This is a genomic window from Neisseria sp. P0004.S004, assembly GCF_051963335.1.
Lineage (GTDB): Bacteria > Pseudomonadota > Gammaproteobacteria > Burkholderiales > Neisseriaceae > Neisseria.
This window is the reverse complement of sequence record NZ_JBQCUK010000003.1, coordinates 109,363-122,219: the sequence shown is the minus strand read 5'-3', so window position 1 is coordinate 122,219 and position 12,857 is coordinate 109,363. Positions and strand designations below refer to the sequence as shown.

Annotated in this window: 26 protein-coding genes; 25 read left to right on the top strand and 1 reads right to left on the bottom strand. The window is 51.4% G+C overall.

What is annotated here, in order from left to right; translation table 11 throughout:
* Nucleotides 1-6: 6 nt before the first annotated feature.
* The 22 genes from ACTHRY_RS03425 to ACTHRY_RS03320 all read left to right on the top strand — a co-directional run bounded on the left by ACTHRY_RS03425 (nucleotide 7) and on the right by ACTHRY_RS03320 (nucleotide 7,867).
* Nucleotides 7-249, top strand: a complete 243-nt coding sequence (locus tag ACTHRY_RS03425) for a toxin PIN (RefSeq protein ID WP_049323762.1) — start codon at nucleotides 7-9, stop codon at nucleotides 247-249.
* Between the two features lie 27 nt (nucleotides 250-276).
* A complete protein-coding gene (locus ACTHRY_RS03420) occupies nucleotides 277-516 on the top strand; it encodes a hypothetical protein (RefSeq protein WP_049323763.1) in 240 nt (79 codons plus the stop codon).
* Between the two features lie 99 nt (nucleotides 517-615).
* Nucleotides 616-771, top strand: coding sequence for a hypothetical protein (locus ACTHRY_RS03415; protein WP_162837291.1), 156 nt, complete (start codon nucleotides 616-618; stop codon nucleotides 769-771).
* 146 nt (nucleotides 772-917) lie between these two features.
* Entirely contained in the window at nucleotides 918-1,601 is a 684-nt protein-coding gene (locus ACTHRY_RS03410) for a DUF7168 domain-containing protein (RefSeq protein ID WP_049323764.1), read from the top strand.
* On the top strand, nucleotides 1,598-1,765 hold the full coding sequence (locus ACTHRY_RS03405) for a hypothetical protein (protein WP_004520475.1): 168 nt from the start codon (nucleotides 1,598-1,600) through the stop codon (nucleotides 1,763-1,765). The genes ACTHRY_RS03410 and ACTHRY_RS03405 overlap by 4 nt, the downstream gene beginning before the upstream one ends.
* Nucleotides 1,765-1,950 (top strand): hypothetical protein, encoded by a 186-nt coding sequence (locus ACTHRY_RS03400; protein ID WP_079453796.1) that lies wholly within the window; start codon nucleotides 1,765-1,767, stop codon nucleotides 1,948-1,950. Before ACTHRY_RS03405 ends, ACTHRY_RS03400 begins: the two co-directional genes overlap by 1 nt.
* Nucleotides 1,947-2,432: a hypothetical protein gene (locus ACTHRY_RS03395; protein ID WP_049323765.1), complete on the top strand. Its 486-nt coding sequence runs from the start codon at nucleotides 1,947-1,949 to the stop codon at nucleotides 2,430-2,432. Before ACTHRY_RS03400 ends, ACTHRY_RS03395 begins: the two co-directional genes overlap by 4 nt.
* Nucleotides 2,429-2,812: a hypothetical protein gene (locus ACTHRY_RS03390; protein WP_440374056.1), complete on the top strand. Its 384-nt coding sequence runs from the start codon at nucleotides 2,429-2,431 to the stop codon at nucleotides 2,810-2,812. The genes ACTHRY_RS03395 and ACTHRY_RS03390 overlap by 4 nt, the downstream gene beginning before the upstream one ends.
* A 16-nt stretch (nucleotides 2,813-2,828) precedes the next feature.
* Entirely contained in the window at nucleotides 2,829-3,356 is a 528-nt protein-coding gene (locus ACTHRY_RS03385; protein ID WP_295698104.1) for a host-nuclease inhibitor Gam family protein, read from the top strand.
* A complete protein-coding gene (locus ACTHRY_RS03380) occupies nucleotides 3,353-3,601 on the top strand; it encodes a hypothetical protein (protein WP_440374055.1) in 249 nt (82 codons plus the stop codon). The genes ACTHRY_RS03385 and ACTHRY_RS03380 overlap by 4 nt, the downstream gene beginning before the upstream one ends.
* Nucleotides 3,602-3,761: 160 nt before the next feature.
* Entirely contained in the window at nucleotides 3,762-4,160 is a 399-nt protein-coding gene (locus ACTHRY_RS03375; protein ID WP_440374054.1) for a gp16 family protein, read from the top strand.
* 2 nt (nucleotides 4,161-4,162) lie between these two features.
* Complete coding sequence (locus ACTHRY_RS03370) at nucleotides 4,163-4,642, top strand: Mor transcription activator family protein (RefSeq protein ID WP_440374053.1); 480 nt, start codon at nucleotides 4,163-4,165, stop codon at nucleotides 4,640-4,642.
* A gap of 161 nt (nucleotides 4,643-4,803) precedes the next feature.
* Nucleotides 4,804-5,349, top strand: coding sequence for an N-acetylmuramoyl-L-alanine amidase (locus tag ACTHRY_RS03365; protein ID WP_440374052.1), 546 nt, complete (start codon nucleotides 4,804-4,806; stop codon nucleotides 5,347-5,349).
* The gene (locus ACTHRY_RS03360; RefSeq protein ID WP_440374051.1) at nucleotides 5,346-5,549 is read left to right on the top strand and encodes a hypothetical protein; all 204 of its coding nucleotides are present in this window, start codon (nucleotides 5,346-5,348) and stop codon (nucleotides 5,547-5,549) included. The genes ACTHRY_RS03365 and ACTHRY_RS03360 overlap by 4 nt, the downstream gene beginning before the upstream one ends.
* A 2-nt stretch (nucleotides 5,550-5,551) precedes the next feature.
* Complete coding sequence (locus ACTHRY_RS03355) at nucleotides 5,552-5,716, top strand: hypothetical protein (RefSeq protein ID WP_101127170.1); 165 nt, start codon at nucleotides 5,552-5,554, stop codon at nucleotides 5,714-5,716.
* 2 nt (nucleotides 5,717-5,718) lie between these two features.
* On the top strand, nucleotides 5,719-5,955 hold the full coding sequence (locus ACTHRY_RS03350) for a hypothetical protein (protein WP_002219316.1): 237 nt from the start codon (nucleotides 5,719-5,721) through the stop codon (nucleotides 5,953-5,955).
* Nucleotides 5,927-6,346 (top strand): hypothetical protein, encoded by a 420-nt coding sequence (locus tag ACTHRY_RS03345; protein WP_440374050.1) that lies wholly within the window; start codon nucleotides 5,927-5,929, stop codon nucleotides 6,344-6,346. The genes ACTHRY_RS03350 and ACTHRY_RS03345 overlap by 29 nt, the downstream gene beginning before the upstream one ends.
* A complete protein-coding gene (locus ACTHRY_RS03340) occupies nucleotides 6,243-6,560 on the top strand; it encodes a hypothetical protein (protein WP_440374049.1) in 318 nt (105 codons plus the stop codon). The genes ACTHRY_RS03345 and ACTHRY_RS03340 overlap by 104 nt, the downstream gene beginning before the upstream one ends.
* Nucleotides 6,557-6,886, top strand: a complete 330-nt coding sequence (locus ACTHRY_RS03335; protein ID WP_070630692.1) for a hypothetical protein — start codon at nucleotides 6,557-6,559, stop codon at nucleotides 6,884-6,886. The genes ACTHRY_RS03340 and ACTHRY_RS03335 overlap by 4 nt, the downstream gene beginning before the upstream one ends.
* An 11-nt stretch (nucleotides 6,887-6,897) precedes the next feature.
* On the top strand, nucleotides 6,898-7,164 hold the full coding sequence (locus tag ACTHRY_RS03330; protein ID WP_002253472.1) for a hypothetical protein: 267 nt from the start codon (nucleotides 6,898-6,900) through the stop codon (nucleotides 7,162-7,164).
* Nucleotides 7,161-7,358, top strand: a complete 198-nt coding sequence (locus tag ACTHRY_RS03325; RefSeq protein ID WP_049343850.1) for a hypothetical protein — start codon at nucleotides 7,161-7,163, stop codon at nucleotides 7,356-7,358. The genes ACTHRY_RS03330 and ACTHRY_RS03325 overlap by 4 nt, the downstream gene beginning before the upstream one ends.
* A gap of 2 nt (nucleotides 7,359-7,360) precedes the next feature.
* On the top strand, nucleotides 7,361-7,867 hold the full coding sequence (locus ACTHRY_RS03320; protein ID WP_004520456.1) for a DUF1804 family protein: 507 nt from the start codon (nucleotides 7,361-7,363) through the stop codon (nucleotides 7,865-7,867).
* Here the strand turns inward: ACTHRY_RS03320 and ACTHRY_RS03315 are convergent.
* Nucleotides 7,864-8,454: a hypothetical protein gene (locus ACTHRY_RS03315; protein WP_440374048.1), complete on the bottom strand. Its 591-nt coding sequence runs from the start codon at nucleotides 8,452-8,454 to the stop codon at nucleotides 7,864-7,866. The two genes, ACTHRY_RS03320 and ACTHRY_RS03315, sit on opposite strands and share 4 nt — an antisense overlap.
* Nucleotides 8,455-8,466: 12 nt before the next feature.
* Between ACTHRY_RS03315 and terL the strand changes: the two genes are divergently transcribed.
* From terL to ACTHRY_RS03300, 3 genes are all read left to right on the top strand, one after another.
* Entirely contained in the window at nucleotides 8,467-10,077 is a 1,611-nt protein-coding gene (terL, locus tag ACTHRY_RS03310) for a phage terminase large subunit (RefSeq protein ID WP_440374047.1), read from the top strand.
* Between the two features lie 98 nt (nucleotides 10,078-10,175).
* Entirely contained in the window at nucleotides 10,176-11,573 is a 1,398-nt protein-coding gene (locus tag ACTHRY_RS03305) for a phage portal protein family protein (protein WP_440374046.1), read from the top strand.
* Entirely contained in the window at nucleotides 11,560-12,855 is a 1,296-nt protein-coding gene (locus ACTHRY_RS03300) for a phage minor head protein (protein WP_049360256.1), read from the top strand. Before ACTHRY_RS03305 ends, ACTHRY_RS03300 begins: the two co-directional genes overlap by 14 nt.
* Nucleotides 12,856-12,857 lie beyond the last annotated feature (2 nt).

Sequence of the window (12,857 nt, the reverse complement as noted above, 5' to 3'; positions counted from 1 at the left end):
TCTGAAATGAGACACGAATATGCGGTACACGCCGGAGTCTATGAGGACACTTGGCACGATTATGAAACCCATAAACGGCGGAAGATTTGGCGGGCGGATATACGCGGCAAGCGGAAAGAAGGCTTCGCATGGTTGCAAATCCGCCGACTGCGGAAACGCTTCGAGACCAAAGAGGAAGCCAGGGAATGGGCTGCTCAAGTGAAGGCGGATTGGGTACGCAATAATTTTTTTGCCTTGAGAAAATATTAAGTAATTGATTTATAAGGAAATAGTAAAATGTCTAATTTGTTTTGCGAACGAAAAACAAAGTGGATCGGTTTGGCTTTTTGGTTGTTGTTTTGGGCGGTTTTGGTGGGAACGATGCTTCACAGCTGCTCTAAGCCGGTGGTATCGGCGGCGAAGTTGGAAATGTCGCGTCGCGAGCGGATGGCGGATTTGGAGGCAAAAGCCTTGGGCGAGCAATACGAGTCGATGAGTACGGAAGAAAAAATGAAAGGGATTGTTTATGAGCGATAAGCCATTGAGCTCTACGGCGAAACAAGAGGCTTTGGATCGGGCGGTAAAAGAAATCCGCGCGAAATATGGCGATAAGGCGATTGTGAAAGGATGTGTGAAATGAGTTTCGGGCGACGTAATACGGATTGGCAGGCTTGGGGACAGCACCGCAGGCGTGCGACGGCGCGAATGGCGCAAAAAAACAGAGAGCGTGAAATTGAGGAATATCAGGCGCGTTTTAGACGGCCTGCCGAGAAGAAGGAGGAGAAAAAATGATTTGGCTTGAAATGCTGGCCCGAATCGTCGTGTTGCACATGATCGGCGCAGGCCATGACGGGTATGACGACAATTAAGGCATGGATGTCGCTCTATATTTTTTTGCTTTATTGAAAATATAAGATATTGATTTAAAAGGATTTAAGATGAATAAAGAAAAAGTCTTAGACAAAATCAAGAAATGTTTGGCTTTGAGTCAGTCGGCAAATGAACATGAAGCCGCACAGGCATTAAAGCAGGCTCAGGCATTAATGGAAAAGTATGAAGTCAATGCTGTGGATATTACCTTATCAGAAGTCTCCGAGCAGAAAGCCGATCGGAAAATGGCTTTTAAATTGGCAAATTGGCAATGGAGCGTTGCAAATATGATTGCCGATATATTCGGGTGCCAATCTTACAAACGCGGGAAGACGATGATGTTTTACGGCATAGGAAATCGAGCAGAAATATCAGCCTATGCCTTTGATGTGGTTTATCGGCAGATTTCAGCCGACCGCCGCAAATTTTTGAAAACCTGCCGAGCAAGAAAGCCTGCGCACAGAACTTATCTTGCCAACCAATTTTGCGATGGTTGGATTATGGGTGCTTGGGGGGTAGTCAAAAAATTTGAGATGTCTGATGAAGAGAAAGCCATTATGGACGGATACGAAAAGAAAGAACATCCGGATATGGCCGTAGCGAGAACAAGAGATGCGAAATCGTCAATTCTACAAGGGTCAACAATGGAATATGAGGCGTTAGTCCAAGGAATGGAATCAGGTAAGCAAGTGCAGTTACACCATGCCATGAATGGTACGGACGGCGTGAAACAAATTGGAGAGCAAAAATGAATCAGAAAGAAATTACCGAATGGCTCGAAGACCGTGGCGAGCTGATGATTATGAAGAAGGACGGCGAGGGATTTGTGATTGCCGCGCGTGCGCCGGATGGGATGTGGAAAACGGCGGAGGCGGAAACTTTGGCCCGGGCGATAACTTTATGGGAGGAAGCGTGATGTTTCAGTGGATTTATTTTGGTGTGGTGTTTGTTTTGGGGCTGGGTATGGCTTTGGTTTGTATGGCGGACTTCCTTAATGGCCGCCGTCCGCTGAAGGCCGAAATATTAGGCGCGGCAGGAATCACTTTTGGCTTGTTGGCCGCGTGGCTGTCGATGATGGTGTTGTCCGGAGTAATCAAATGAACGTGAAATGCCCGAACTGCGGTGCGGTGCATAGCCTGGACACCTTAATCAATGATGCGGAGGCTTCGGCGGTATTAAAGGCTGTGTTGGAGATGGATGTGGAATTGGGCAAGGCGGCTATACGGTATATCGGTTTGTTCCGCCCCGCCAAGTCCCAGCTCTCTTGGGCGCGTACCGCGAAACTGCTAAATGAGTTGTTGCCGATGATTAAGGCACAGGAGGCGGCGCGTGACGGGGTTTGTTTTCCTGCCCCTACCGAGGCTTGGATTCACGGTTTTAACGAGACGGTCAATGCACGCGACCAAGGCCGTCTGAAAACGCCGCTGAAGTCGCACGGATACTTATACGAAATCCTTGCGGGCTGGATCGGCCAGCCAAGTGCAGGGAATCAGACAAACCAACCAAACCGCCGCGCCGCTCTGCCGGCCAACCCCAGCCAAACCCTGACCGCAGCCGCCTCGCTGCAAGGACTGAAGAAATGAAAGAACTGCCTACCCAACTGCATAACGCCATGATTGACGGCTTGACTATGCTTTTGACCCTGCGTCTGAGCGGTTCGCCGGCTGCCGATACTGTGGCCGCGACTGCGCAAACTTGGAGCCGTGTATTGGCGCACGGTCGGGCGTGGGACGAAGCGCGAGATGTACCGCGATTTCAGATGGCCTTTATGGTGCTGGCAAATGAGACCAACCGCTGGCCGAGTCCGAAAGACTTTTTGGACAATCTGCCGCCGCCACCGGAGCCGTTGAAACTGGAACACCACTACCGACCGAGCGCAGACGAAAAAGCACGCGGCAAAGCGGCTTTAAAACAGATTCAATCCGCTGTTAAAGCGATTTTAAACGGCAAAAATATCAACTAAACCGAAAGGAAAAATGATGGCTAAATCGAAAAAAATCAAAAGCGAAGCCCTGACCGTGGGTATTCAAGACCGCGCCGACGCGTCGGTTCAAATCAAACGCATGGGTGATTTGCAGCGCGAAATCGAGCGCATCCAAGCCGACCATAATGACAATGTGGCAGAGCTGCAAAAACAGGCAGACGAGCGTGTTGCTCCCTTGGTAGCGGAAATCAACGCCATTCATGCCGGTGTGCAGGCGTGGAGCGAAGCCAACCGCGATGCGCTGACAGATGGCGGCAAGGTCAAATTTGCCGACCTGACCACCGGCATTATCCGTTGGCGAAACAACCCGCCAAAATGCAGCGTCAGTGGTGTTGATGCGGTGCTGGCTTTATTGGAGTCCAAGCCCGACTTGGCACGCTTTATCCGCGTGAAGAAAGAAGTCAATAAAGATGCGGTATTGAACGAACCTGAGTTTTTCGCCGACAACCCTGTGCCGGGAATTAAGATTGTGCAGGGTAAGGAGTTTTTCAGTGTTGAACCGCATAATCAAGAGTTGTCATGATGGAAAACGGAAATTTAAATACTGATGAGCTGGAATTTTTAAGAATTGCCTCACGCGATTCCTTCTACATCCACGCTCAAGTCGAAAATGCAAACCGAAAATTGGAAACCGCTTTTCTCGTGTGGGAAAAAGTGAAAGAAGGAGAGAAAGAGGCTATGCGCGCCCGAAAAAAAGCCTTTATTTATTACTGCTTCGGGGTGGTTTGGTTTTTTCTTGCGTTGATTTTATTTTTCTTTGGCGTTTAAAGCTTGATTAAAGGCCGTCTGAAATAGGGTTTAAAACCTGTTTCAGACGGCCTTTTTTATGTCTGTCAGTTTCGCAAAAAAACATCGACTTAATACTATATATTGTATTTTATTGGTATAATATGCGCTAATTTATACTATATGTTGTATTGGAGAGATAATGCGCCGGGCGTTGATTGCGAAAATTAAAATTGCTCAAAAGGAGCTGGGCTTGGATGACGGTACCTATCGCGCGGTGTTGGAGCGTGTGACGGGCAAGCGGTCGTGTACCGAGTGCAGTATTCCTGAGTTGGAACGCGTAGTAGAGGATTTGCGCCAACATGGGTTTGCGCCGAAGAAAACGGCAGGCCGTCGCCCGAGCCGCCGAAGCTCTGCCGATCCGATGATGCGGAAAATCGAAGCCTTGCTGCTGGATAACGGCTGGACTTGGAATTATGCGCACGGTACGGCGAAAAAGATGTTTAAGGTTGACCGCGTGGAATGGTTGTCTGACGGCAATATGCACAAGTTGGTGGCGGCTTTGCAGATTGCGGCGAACCGAAAGAAGAAGGAGGCATAGGAATGAGTGTAAGTTGGGAAATGACAGAGCAGGACTTTGAGGATGTGAAACATCTGCTGCCACAGAGTGTGGTGGCGATGATTACGGTCATCGGGCTGGAAGCAACGTTTCATATGGTCAAGGTTTGGGGCGGGACGAATTACCCGATTTCAAATCGCCGGCGCAATACGCGTCAGAGCCGAATCTTACACGCGCAACTGGTCGAGGACATCGGCGAGGAGGCTGCGGGGCGGTTGGAGCGAGCCTATGCCGGTCAGCCTTTCTTGGCCATACCGCGCTGCTGGGACGCGATGCGCGAGCTGCGCAACCGATTTATCCGCCGCCAGTATGACGCGATGAGCGCGGAGGGTTTGAGCGATTTGGTTATTGTGCGCGAGCTGGTGTTGGCTCATCGGCTGTCAACGCGCAATATCCGATACATTTTGAAAGAGGCCGACCGCGATGCGGCGGCAAGAGCGCAGACGGATTTATTTGCAGCTTGATTGTGTTGTGTGTTTCTTGTGAGTGGACCTTTGCCCTGCTTTTTGCAGGGCTTTTTTTGTCTGTGGAACAGTAAGTGCATTTGTGCCGACCGTCTTATGCCGTCTGAAAAGGTTAAATAAGGTTTTGAAAATAAATTGTGATTTGAATTTCGGAGATGTTTATGGGCAAAACTATAACTTTAACCGCCGGCCACAGTAACACCGACCCGGGCGCGGTCAACGGCTCCGACCGTGAGGCGGACTTAGCGCAGGATATGCGCAACATCGTGGCATCTATCTTGCGCGATGACTACGGCTTGACCGTCAAAACCGACGGCGAGGGCAAAGGCAATATGCCGCTGCGCGAGGCTGTAAAACTGATTCGCGGCTCGGATGTGGCGATTGAGTTCCATACCAATGCGGCGGCGAACAAAACGGCGACAGGCATCGAAGCCTTGTCCACGCCGAAAAACAAACGCTGGTGTCAGGTATTGAGCAAGGCTGTTGCGAAGAAAACCGGCTGGAAACTGCGCGGCGAAGACGGCTTTAAACCGGATAACGCAGGCCAGCATTCACGCCTGGCTTATGCGCAAGCCGGCGGCATTGTGTTTGAGCCGTTTTTTATCAGCAACGACACTGATTTGGCATTGTTTAAGGCGACTAAATGGGGCATCTGCCGCGCAATTGCGGACGCGATTGCGATGGAGTTGGGAGCGGTGAAAGTATGAAAAAGTCTTTGATTGCTTTATGTGTTGCCCATTGTGCAAAGTTGAAAAACGGTTTTGACGTACCGCCGTTACCTGAAATCAAAATCACGCCAAGCCCTGTTCGGGTAGGCTCTTTGAAACAACATCCGAGCCTGCGCTTGGGTAAATCAGGTGTGGCAGCCGCGAAACGCGCGGCGCGTAAACGCAAGAATCGTCGTTAATCATGGGTCAAGTTGAGTTTTACAAAAAGATGATTGAGCTGTGGTCGCGCAAAAGCCGTGAGGCAAGCGAACGGGCAGACTTGCCTGCGTTTGAATTTGCGGAGGGCGAACTGGCCAATTATCGGGAAATGCTGCAACGGCACCTGCAAACCAAAACTGTGGAATAGCAATGCGTATTTTGGATATTTTTAAAAACCCCGCGACAGGCAATGTGTCGCACTCGAAACTGTGGGCAAACGTTGCCTGCGCGGCTGGGACGTTTAAGTTTGTGATGCTGCCCGACCCGTCGGCGGAGATTTGGGCGGTGTATTTGGGCATTGTCGGCGGCTATGCGGTGGCGCGCTCGTTTGTCAGCGTCAAACGTCAGGAGGTCGAGAATGAATCTCGTGAAACTGCTGGCGAATAACTGGCAGCCGATTGCCATCATCGCACTTATCGGCACGGGTTTGGCGGTGTCGCACCATCAAGGCTACAAGGCAGCCTTTGCCAAACAGCAGGCGGTCATTGACAAGATGGAAAAAGACAAGGCGCAAGCCCTGCTGTTGTCGGCTCAAAACTATGCCCGCGAACTGGAACAGGCACGCGCGGAAGCGAAAAAATATGAAGTCAAGGCGCACGCCGTCGGCATGGCTTTGGCGCAAAAACAGGCGGAAGTCAGCCGTCTGAAAACGGAAAATAAAAAGGAAATCGAAAATGTCCTTACTCAAGACCGTAAAAATGCAAGCGGTAATTGTATTGACGGCTTTGGCCATCACGGCCTGCAGCTCTACAACCGCGCCCTCGGCTACGGAAATTAAGGTTGTCGAAAAAGCGGTCATGCCGATGCCGCCTGCCGCGTTGATGGTCGCGCCGGTGCGCCCGAATCCGCCAAAAGACGGCAAGACAGCCACGCTGTTGGAACACGCCGCTGAGTTTGGCGGCTATGTTTCGGAGCTGGAAAACCAAAACGCAGCGTGGCGCGAATGGGTCAACAGTCAAGCGGAAGTTGACGGTTCGGAGGGCGCGCGATGACGACTTATCGTGAGTTGGTACAACGAACAGTCGCCTGCCGCCATGCGGATTTAGAGCTGGGATTGAGCCGCGCACGCGAACAAGAGCCGTTTGTCATTCATGTTTCCGACCTGTTGGATAAGGCCGGCATTGAGTACGCTGTACGCATGGATAAGGATTTTCAGACGACCTTTTGTGTGGAATTTTCCGCGACCGCTCCTGCTGATGTGATTGGTATTTTGCGGAAATATTACTCAGTCTTTTTTGACGGCCAAAAGGTCGAGGCGGCGAGCCGACATCCCGAAGGCTACGCGGTCCGTATCGTATTCGGCGACGTGCCGGTTTAAAGGGGTTTTAAATGGACTTTGAATTTGGGTTTAAAACCCTGTGGCCGATTGCAACGGCGGCGTTTTGGTTTTGGGTCAACGGTATTTCAGGCCGTCTGAAAGAGGCGGACAAGCGTATCGACGACCTTAAAGAGGAGCTGCACGCGGTCAAGCTCTCTTATCACACCAAGCAAGATGCCAAGGCAGACCGCGACAATATTGCGGCTTCGTTGGGACGCATCGAAAACAAGTTGGAAAAAGTAAACGAAAAACTGGACAGGAAAGCGGACAAATCATGAGCGACCCGATTTTGGAAGCCTTGGCGCGTATTGAAAACAAGACTGATCAAACTCTGAAAAATCAGAAGGAAATGCAGGCGGAAATTGCACAAATCCGCCAAGACACGAAACGCACGGCCATTACATTCGGCGCGATCGGCGGCGGCGTGATTACGGTCGGCTGGGAATTGCTTAAAGCGAAAATGGGACTGTAATTATGGCTCACCCGCAAGAAATCCGTGAAAAGTTACGCCGGCTCTATGTGAGCGGCGAACAAACTTTGGAAACGGCGGCCTTAATGTGCGAAATCCCGCAGGCCACTGCGCGTGCGTGGAAACGTGCGGATAAGGAAAAAGGCGACGACTGGGATAAGATGCGCGCTGCCTACACTTTGGCCGGCGGCGGTATTGAGGACTTGAGCCGTGCGATGTTGGCCGGTTTTATGGTGCAGTACAACAGCACGATGACGATGCTGCAGGATTCGAGTACCGAAGATTTGCCGCCATCGGACCGCGCCAAGCTGTTGGCCAGCCTGGCCGATGCGTTTACGAAAACCGTATCAGCCAATGCTCGTGTGATGCCGGAAACGTCAAAACTGGCGACGGCTTTGGAATTGATTGAGTTCTTGATGGCGTTTGTGCAAGAAAAACACCCCAAACATTTGCCTGCCTTTGTGGAGGTATTGGAGCCGTTTGGGGCGGAAGTGGAGAAGAAGTTTGGTTAGAGACCGATAGCTGATTTTAAAAGCGTGACGAGGGTAGCTGCAGGGATGGCATTAATGGCATTTGCTGTAAATGTACTTAATGCAGTGTCTTTGATTTTCCCCAATTCTTTTTTCAACCAGCTTTTTTCTGAATCAGAAATCTCCGCTTGGTCTATTTTTGCCGCAATTAAAGCCTGAATAGTGTCGCTGTGTAGTTTGACTGTGACGACATCAAGAATGGCGGATAGGCCGCCATCATCGGTAAGGAAGTCTATGCCCTTGTGATTAATCTTGCAGTGAAGATCTTTATGAAGTGGATCTATCGAAGTAATTTCAATTAAACCAGATTCGTCTAAGTAATAAATATTTTTTAAAAAATATTGGAATTCATCTGATTGTAAAGTTGCTAGGTGTTGACTTTGAATTTCACAACCAAGGGTCAAAGCCAAGTCCAATCCTTGTTTATCAACAGGGATGTTAGAAGTAATAGGTAAAGCACTATTATGGAAAATAGAGTTATACACCTTGATTGCTTTTAGGCAGTTCGGGTAATTATTACTTAAGGCTCGTAAGATTTTTTCCTGAATACCTCTATTTAACCAGTCCATAAATTATTCCTCATGAAAACAAAAGAATTCCTCAAATCCCTTGCCGAACTGGCCGCCAGCCTGCGCCAAGTCATCGAAGCGGAAGTGGACGGCTTCGATGCGTCGCCCAAGGCTATTGCTGCACGCCGTGCCAAGGTGTTTGACCCGGTAGGCGGTTACGAATATTTCGTCAATACCTACTTCCCCCATTATATCCGCTCGCCTGAAAAATCCGAACTGCATGCGTTTTTATTCAGCCGTCTGCCGGAGATTATCCGCTCCCCAAAAGGGGAAAATGAGGCGGTGGGTGCGTCGCGTGGCGAGGGTAAGTCGACGCAGGTTACTCAGTTGTTTACGCTGTGGTGTATTGTGACCGGCCAAAAACATTATGCCGTTATTGTGATGGACAGCATAGACCAGGCGTATCCCATGCTCGAAGCCATTAAGGCAGAACTTGAGTTTAACCCACGCTTGAAAACCGACTTCCCGGAAGTATGCGGGCAAGGCCGTGTATGGCAGGCCGGTACGATTGTGACGGCCAATGACGTTAAAGTCCAAGTGGCCGGTAGCGGTAAAAAACTGCGCGGTTTGCGTCACGGCCCCTACCGTCCTGACCTGACCATATTGGACGATATTGAGAATGACGAACAAGTCCGTAACCCCGAACAGCGCGACAAGCTCAATGCCTGGCTGACTAAGACTGTATTGCCTTTGGGCGGTGTCGGTCAGAAATACGATGTAATTTATATCGGCACGATTTTGCATTACGACAGCGTACTTAACCGCACTTTGAATAACCCGTTCTGGCGGGGTGTTAAGTTTAAGGCGATGAAACGCTGGCCCGACCGCATGGATTTGTGGGACCGCTGGGAGGAACTTTTCCGAAACGACGGCGAGACGGTGGCCGAGGCGTTTTATCAGGCAAACAAAGACGAGATGGAGCGCGGCGCGGTCACTTCTTGGGCGGCGCGTGGCGTGTTGGCATTGATGAAAATCCGCGCCCGCGACGGCCATGCGACATTTGACAGCGAGTATCAAAACGACCCGGTCAGCGGCGAAGATGCACCGTTTGCCGAAAACATCAAATACTGGTCGGAACTCCCTGACGATTTGGTGTACTACGGCGCGCTCGACCCGTCATTGGGCAAAGCGGGCGCGGGGCGCGATCCGTCGGCGATTTTGGTCGGCGGTTATCAAAAATCGACGGGACGGCTGTTTGTAACCGTCGCCCAAGTCAAAAAACGCCTGCCTGATTTGATTATCGAGGACGTTATCCGCATCCAAAAAGAGGCGCGGGTCAAGCCGGTGTTGTGGGTGGTGGAGACGGTGCAGTTTCAAGAGTTCCTTAAAGATGAACTGATTAAGCGCGGGGCGCGTTCAGGTGTGCATATTCCGGTGCGCGGTATCAAGCCGTCGTCAGACAAGATGTTGCGGATTGAGACCTTGCAGCCGCACATGGCAAACGGGCTGATTTTGCTCAATCCCGACCAAAAGACCTTAATCAGCCAGTTGCGCCATTTCCCCAAAGCCGACCACGACGACGGACCCGATGCGTTGCATATGCTGTGGATGGCAGCAACGACGGGCAATGTGTTAAACAGAGCGCGTGCGATTGATTTGCCTGCGCCGATGTTGGAAATGTGATTTTAAGGTCGTCTGAAAACGGTTTCAGACGACCTTTGGAGTAAGAAAATATGTTCGGATTGATTAAAAGCGCAACGCGGAAAACCGCAATCAAGACATTGACGAGCGCGACTGAAGATGCGTTGGAAAGCCTGTTTTCTAATATGGAAGGCACGGACTCTCTACTATCTCGCCTCGGCGTGGACAGACAGCAGGCGTTGGACGCGGTATCGGGCGACGATGAGGTCGCCGCCTGTTTGGAGGATTTGCATTCCGCCATGCAGAACAAGGCGTGGCGCATTTATGGTGAGGACTTGAGCGACGAAGACAAAGACCGTCTATGGAAAACACTGAAACGCCATCTGCCCGCACTTGCCGAAATCGTGTTGACGGCGCGTTTGGGCGGCTATGGTGTCGGTCGGTACGTTTATCAGCCCGAACCCGACGGCTTTTTGACGATTAAGCATATCAGCAACAAAAGCGGCGAATTGGCGAAATACGTTCCCTACCGCGACGGCTCGCTGGTGTATCGCGGCAGCGGTGGCGAGGAAGCCTGCAATACGGACGTGCTGTATCTCTTTATTACCCACCGCGCCACTTCAACCAATCCTGCGGGAGAAATGGCGGCGGCGCGGCTGTATGCGCCGGTTGCGTTGCGTAAAAAAGGCTTTGTCTATGCGGCGCAATTTATTACGCGCTACGCCCAGCCTTATCTGATTGCTAAAATCCAAGCCAACAGCAACGACGACCACGACAGCTTCATGAGCCGGTTTTACCGCTTTGTTTCCGGCGGCGCGTTGAGTATCGAACGCGAAGACGATGTGATGATGCTGCAAAACAGCGCGGACGGTCAGGCATTCCGCCGACTGGAAAACCTTGCCAATGCGCGTATCCAAAAAACGCTGTTAGGCAAAGTCAAAACCAGCGACCTTGAGACCGCCAGCCGCGCGAGCCAAGAGACCGAAGAAAACAACCGCGACGAGCGTATCGGCGCGTATCTTGCCCTTTTGTCCCGCGCAGCGCAGCACTTTATCGACGCGCTCGTGATGGTCAACAACGCCTACGGCAAGCCGATTAATGCGCCCAAAGGCGTATGGTTTGAGTTTGAGGACGAAATCAAGGTCGATAAAACCCGCGCCGAACGCGACAAGATGTATATGGATACGGGGCAGCTCGTGTTGACCGAAACCTACTACCGCGACATCTTGGGCTTTGAGCCGGAACATTTCGAGCTGCGCGACCCGAAAGCGTCGTCTGAAAACCCTGCGCCCGCCAAATTCAGCCTGCGCCTGTCTGACGGCCTTGCCCGCAATGCGCCTGATACGGCGGAGCAGGCAATCGCCCGACCGAAGATGGAGGCGGTGTTGGGTTTACTGGAAAGCTGCAAAGACTACGCCGAATTTGAGGCGAAGCTGTCCAAACTTGATTTGAGCCAGGGCGATAATCTCTTGATCCAGCGTTTGGTTTCAGACGGCCTTTCGGCTTGGGCCGACGGAGTGGGCGATGGACGGGATTGAATACAACTTCGCCGGCTTAGTCGATAAAGCTGCTTTCGAGCATTTCAAGGCTAAGAAAATCCTGCCCGGATTCAGTCATTACGATGTTTGGCTGTATCAACACAGCCTTGCCTTTACCGTCGCCAAGATGATGGACGCGGATATGCTTGCCGAAGTCAAAGACGCCATCGAAGCCGCACAGCGGAACGGCACAGCGTTTGCCGATTTTAAAAAGCGTTTAAAACCGTATTTGATGGCCAAAGGCTGGTGGGGCGAACAAATCATGACCGACCCGCTGGACGGCGAGCCGAAATTGGTACAGCTCGGCAGTACGCGCCGTCTGAAAACCATCTTCAACACCAATATGCAAACCGCCTTTGCGGCGGGGCAGTGGCAGCGGATACAGGCAAACAAAAAAGCCCTGCCGTATTTGCGCTATAACCATTCCGCCGCCGGGCATCCGCGCGACAGCCATAAACGCTACTACGGCCTAGTCCTGCCGGTCGATCACGACATTTGGAAAGTCATCTTTCCGCCCAACGGCTACGGTTGTAAATGTTCGGTGTCCGCCCTGACCCGTCGGCAGGCGGAGCGCGAGGGCATCAGCGGCGAGCCTGATGTGGATATGGTTGAGTTTACCAATCCGCGCACAGGCAAAACGGTATTGATACCCGACGACATCACCCCGAGCTTCGCGCACAACCACGGCGACCGATTGGGCGCGATGGACGCACTGTTTGGCGAGAAAAACGGCGAAGAGGCACTGGCCGCCATGATTGCCGAGCGCGAAGCGTGGCTGGACAAGCGGTATAGCGTGCCGTCTGATAAAGTGGCGGTGTTGGCTTTGCCGGACAAGGTGTCGGAAAAAGAAGTGCGCAGGCTGACAAAAGAGCAGTCTGCCAACAATACCAAAGACCACGAAGCGAGAGCTGCGGCAGCGTGGCAGGCTGAAACGGGCGACAGGCTGGAAGTGTTTGATTTGCCCGTGGAGAAAGGTAAGGGACAAGCCGATTATCTGATTGTTTCAGACGACCTGCCCCGTGAGCAATGGGTAAAACTGGATTTTATGTTTACCGAAAATCCCGAACGTGCGGAATTGATAAACCGTTATTTTGCACACACCGCCGACGCATGGAAAGGGAAGGTTGACAATATTCAAGAGCATTTCAACAAAGCCGATATTGTCCCGCTTGATTTGCGCCATCTGAATGCGGTAAACCGGCATAAATTGTTGCAGTATGTGTTATCATTGCCAAAAGAACAGCGGGATAAAGTCCGCTTATTGGTAAAAATATCGGAGTAAGT

Coding starts and splice junctions, on each gene's coding strand:
- ACTHRY_RS03425 (WP_049323762.1), top strand. CDS start 7: ATGAGACACGAATATGCGGTACACGCCGGAGTCTATGAGGACACTTGG.
- ACTHRY_RS03420 (WP_049323763.1), top strand. CDS start 277: ATGTCTAATTTGTTTTGCGAACGAAAAACAAAGTGGATCGGTTTGGCT.
- ACTHRY_RS03415 (WP_162837291.1), top strand. CDS start 616: ATGAGTTTCGGGCGACGTAATACGGATTGGCAGGCTTGGGGACAGCAC.
- ACTHRY_RS03410 (WP_049323764.1), top strand. CDS start 918: ATGAATAAAGAAAAAGTCTTAGACAAAATCAAGAAATGTTTGGCTTTG.
- ACTHRY_RS03405 (WP_004520475.1), top strand. CDS start 1,598: ATGAATCAGAAAGAAATTACCGAATGGCTCGAAGACCGTGGCGAGCTG.
- ACTHRY_RS03400 (WP_079453796.1), top strand. CDS start 1,765: ATGTTTCAGTGGATTTATTTTGGTGTGGTGTTTGTTTTGGGGCTGGGT.
- ACTHRY_RS03395 (WP_049323765.1), top strand. CDS start 1,947: ATGAACGTGAAATGCCCGAACTGCGGTGCGGTGCATAGCCTGGACACC.
- ACTHRY_RS03390 (WP_440374056.1), top strand. CDS start 2,429: ATGAAAGAACTGCCTACCCAACTGCATAACGCCATGATTGACGGCTTG.
- ACTHRY_RS03385 (WP_295698104.1), top strand. CDS start 2,829: ATGGCTAAATCGAAAAAAATCAAAAGCGAAGCCCTGACCGTGGGTATT.
- ACTHRY_RS03380 (WP_440374055.1), top strand. CDS start 3,353: ATGATGGAAAACGGAAATTTAAATACTGATGAGCTGGAATTTTTAAGA.
- ACTHRY_RS03375 (WP_440374054.1), top strand. CDS start 3,762: ATGCGCCGGGCGTTGATTGCGAAAATTAAAATTGCTCAAAAGGAGCTG.
- ACTHRY_RS03370 (WP_440374053.1), top strand. CDS start 4,163: ATGAGTGTAAGTTGGGAAATGACAGAGCAGGACTTTGAGGATGTGAAA.
- ACTHRY_RS03365 (WP_440374052.1), top strand. CDS start 4,804: ATGGGCAAAACTATAACTTTAACCGCCGGCCACAGTAACACCGACCCG.
- ACTHRY_RS03360 (WP_440374051.1), top strand. CDS start 5,346: ATGAAAAAGTCTTTGATTGCTTTATGTGTTGCCCATTGTGCAAAGTTG.
- ACTHRY_RS03355 (WP_101127170.1), top strand. CDS start 5,552: ATGGGTCAAGTTGAGTTTTACAAAAAGATGATTGAGCTGTGGTCGCGC.
- ACTHRY_RS03350 (WP_002219316.1), top strand. CDS start 5,719: ATGCGTATTTTGGATATTTTTAAAAACCCCGCGACAGGCAATGTGTCG.
- ACTHRY_RS03345 (WP_440374050.1), top strand. CDS start 5,927: ATGAATCTCGTGAAACTGCTGGCGAATAACTGGCAGCCGATTGCCATC.
- ACTHRY_RS03340 (WP_440374049.1), top strand. CDS start 6,243: ATGTCCTTACTCAAGACCGTAAAAATGCAAGCGGTAATTGTATTGACG.
- ACTHRY_RS03335 (WP_070630692.1), top strand. CDS start 6,557: ATGACGACTTATCGTGAGTTGGTACAACGAACAGTCGCCTGCCGCCAT.
- ACTHRY_RS03330 (WP_002253472.1), top strand. CDS start 6,898: ATGGACTTTGAATTTGGGTTTAAAACCCTGTGGCCGATTGCAACGGCG.
- ACTHRY_RS03325 (WP_049343850.1), top strand. CDS start 7,161: ATGAGCGACCCGATTTTGGAAGCCTTGGCGCGTATTGAAAACAAGACT.
- ACTHRY_RS03320 (WP_004520456.1), top strand. CDS start 7,361: ATGGCTCACCCGCAAGAAATCCGTGAAAAGTTACGCCGGCTCTATGTG.
- ACTHRY_RS03315 (WP_440374048.1), bottom strand. CDS start 8,454: ATGGACTGGTTAAATAGAGGTATTCAGGAAAAAATCTTACGAGCCTTA.
- terL (WP_440374047.1), top strand. CDS start 8,467: ATGAAAACAAAAGAATTCCTCAAATCCCTTGCCGAACTGGCCGCCAGC.
- ACTHRY_RS03300 (WP_049360256.1), top strand. CDS start 11,560: ATGGACGGGATTGAATACAACTTCGCCGGCTTAGTCGATAAAGCTGCT.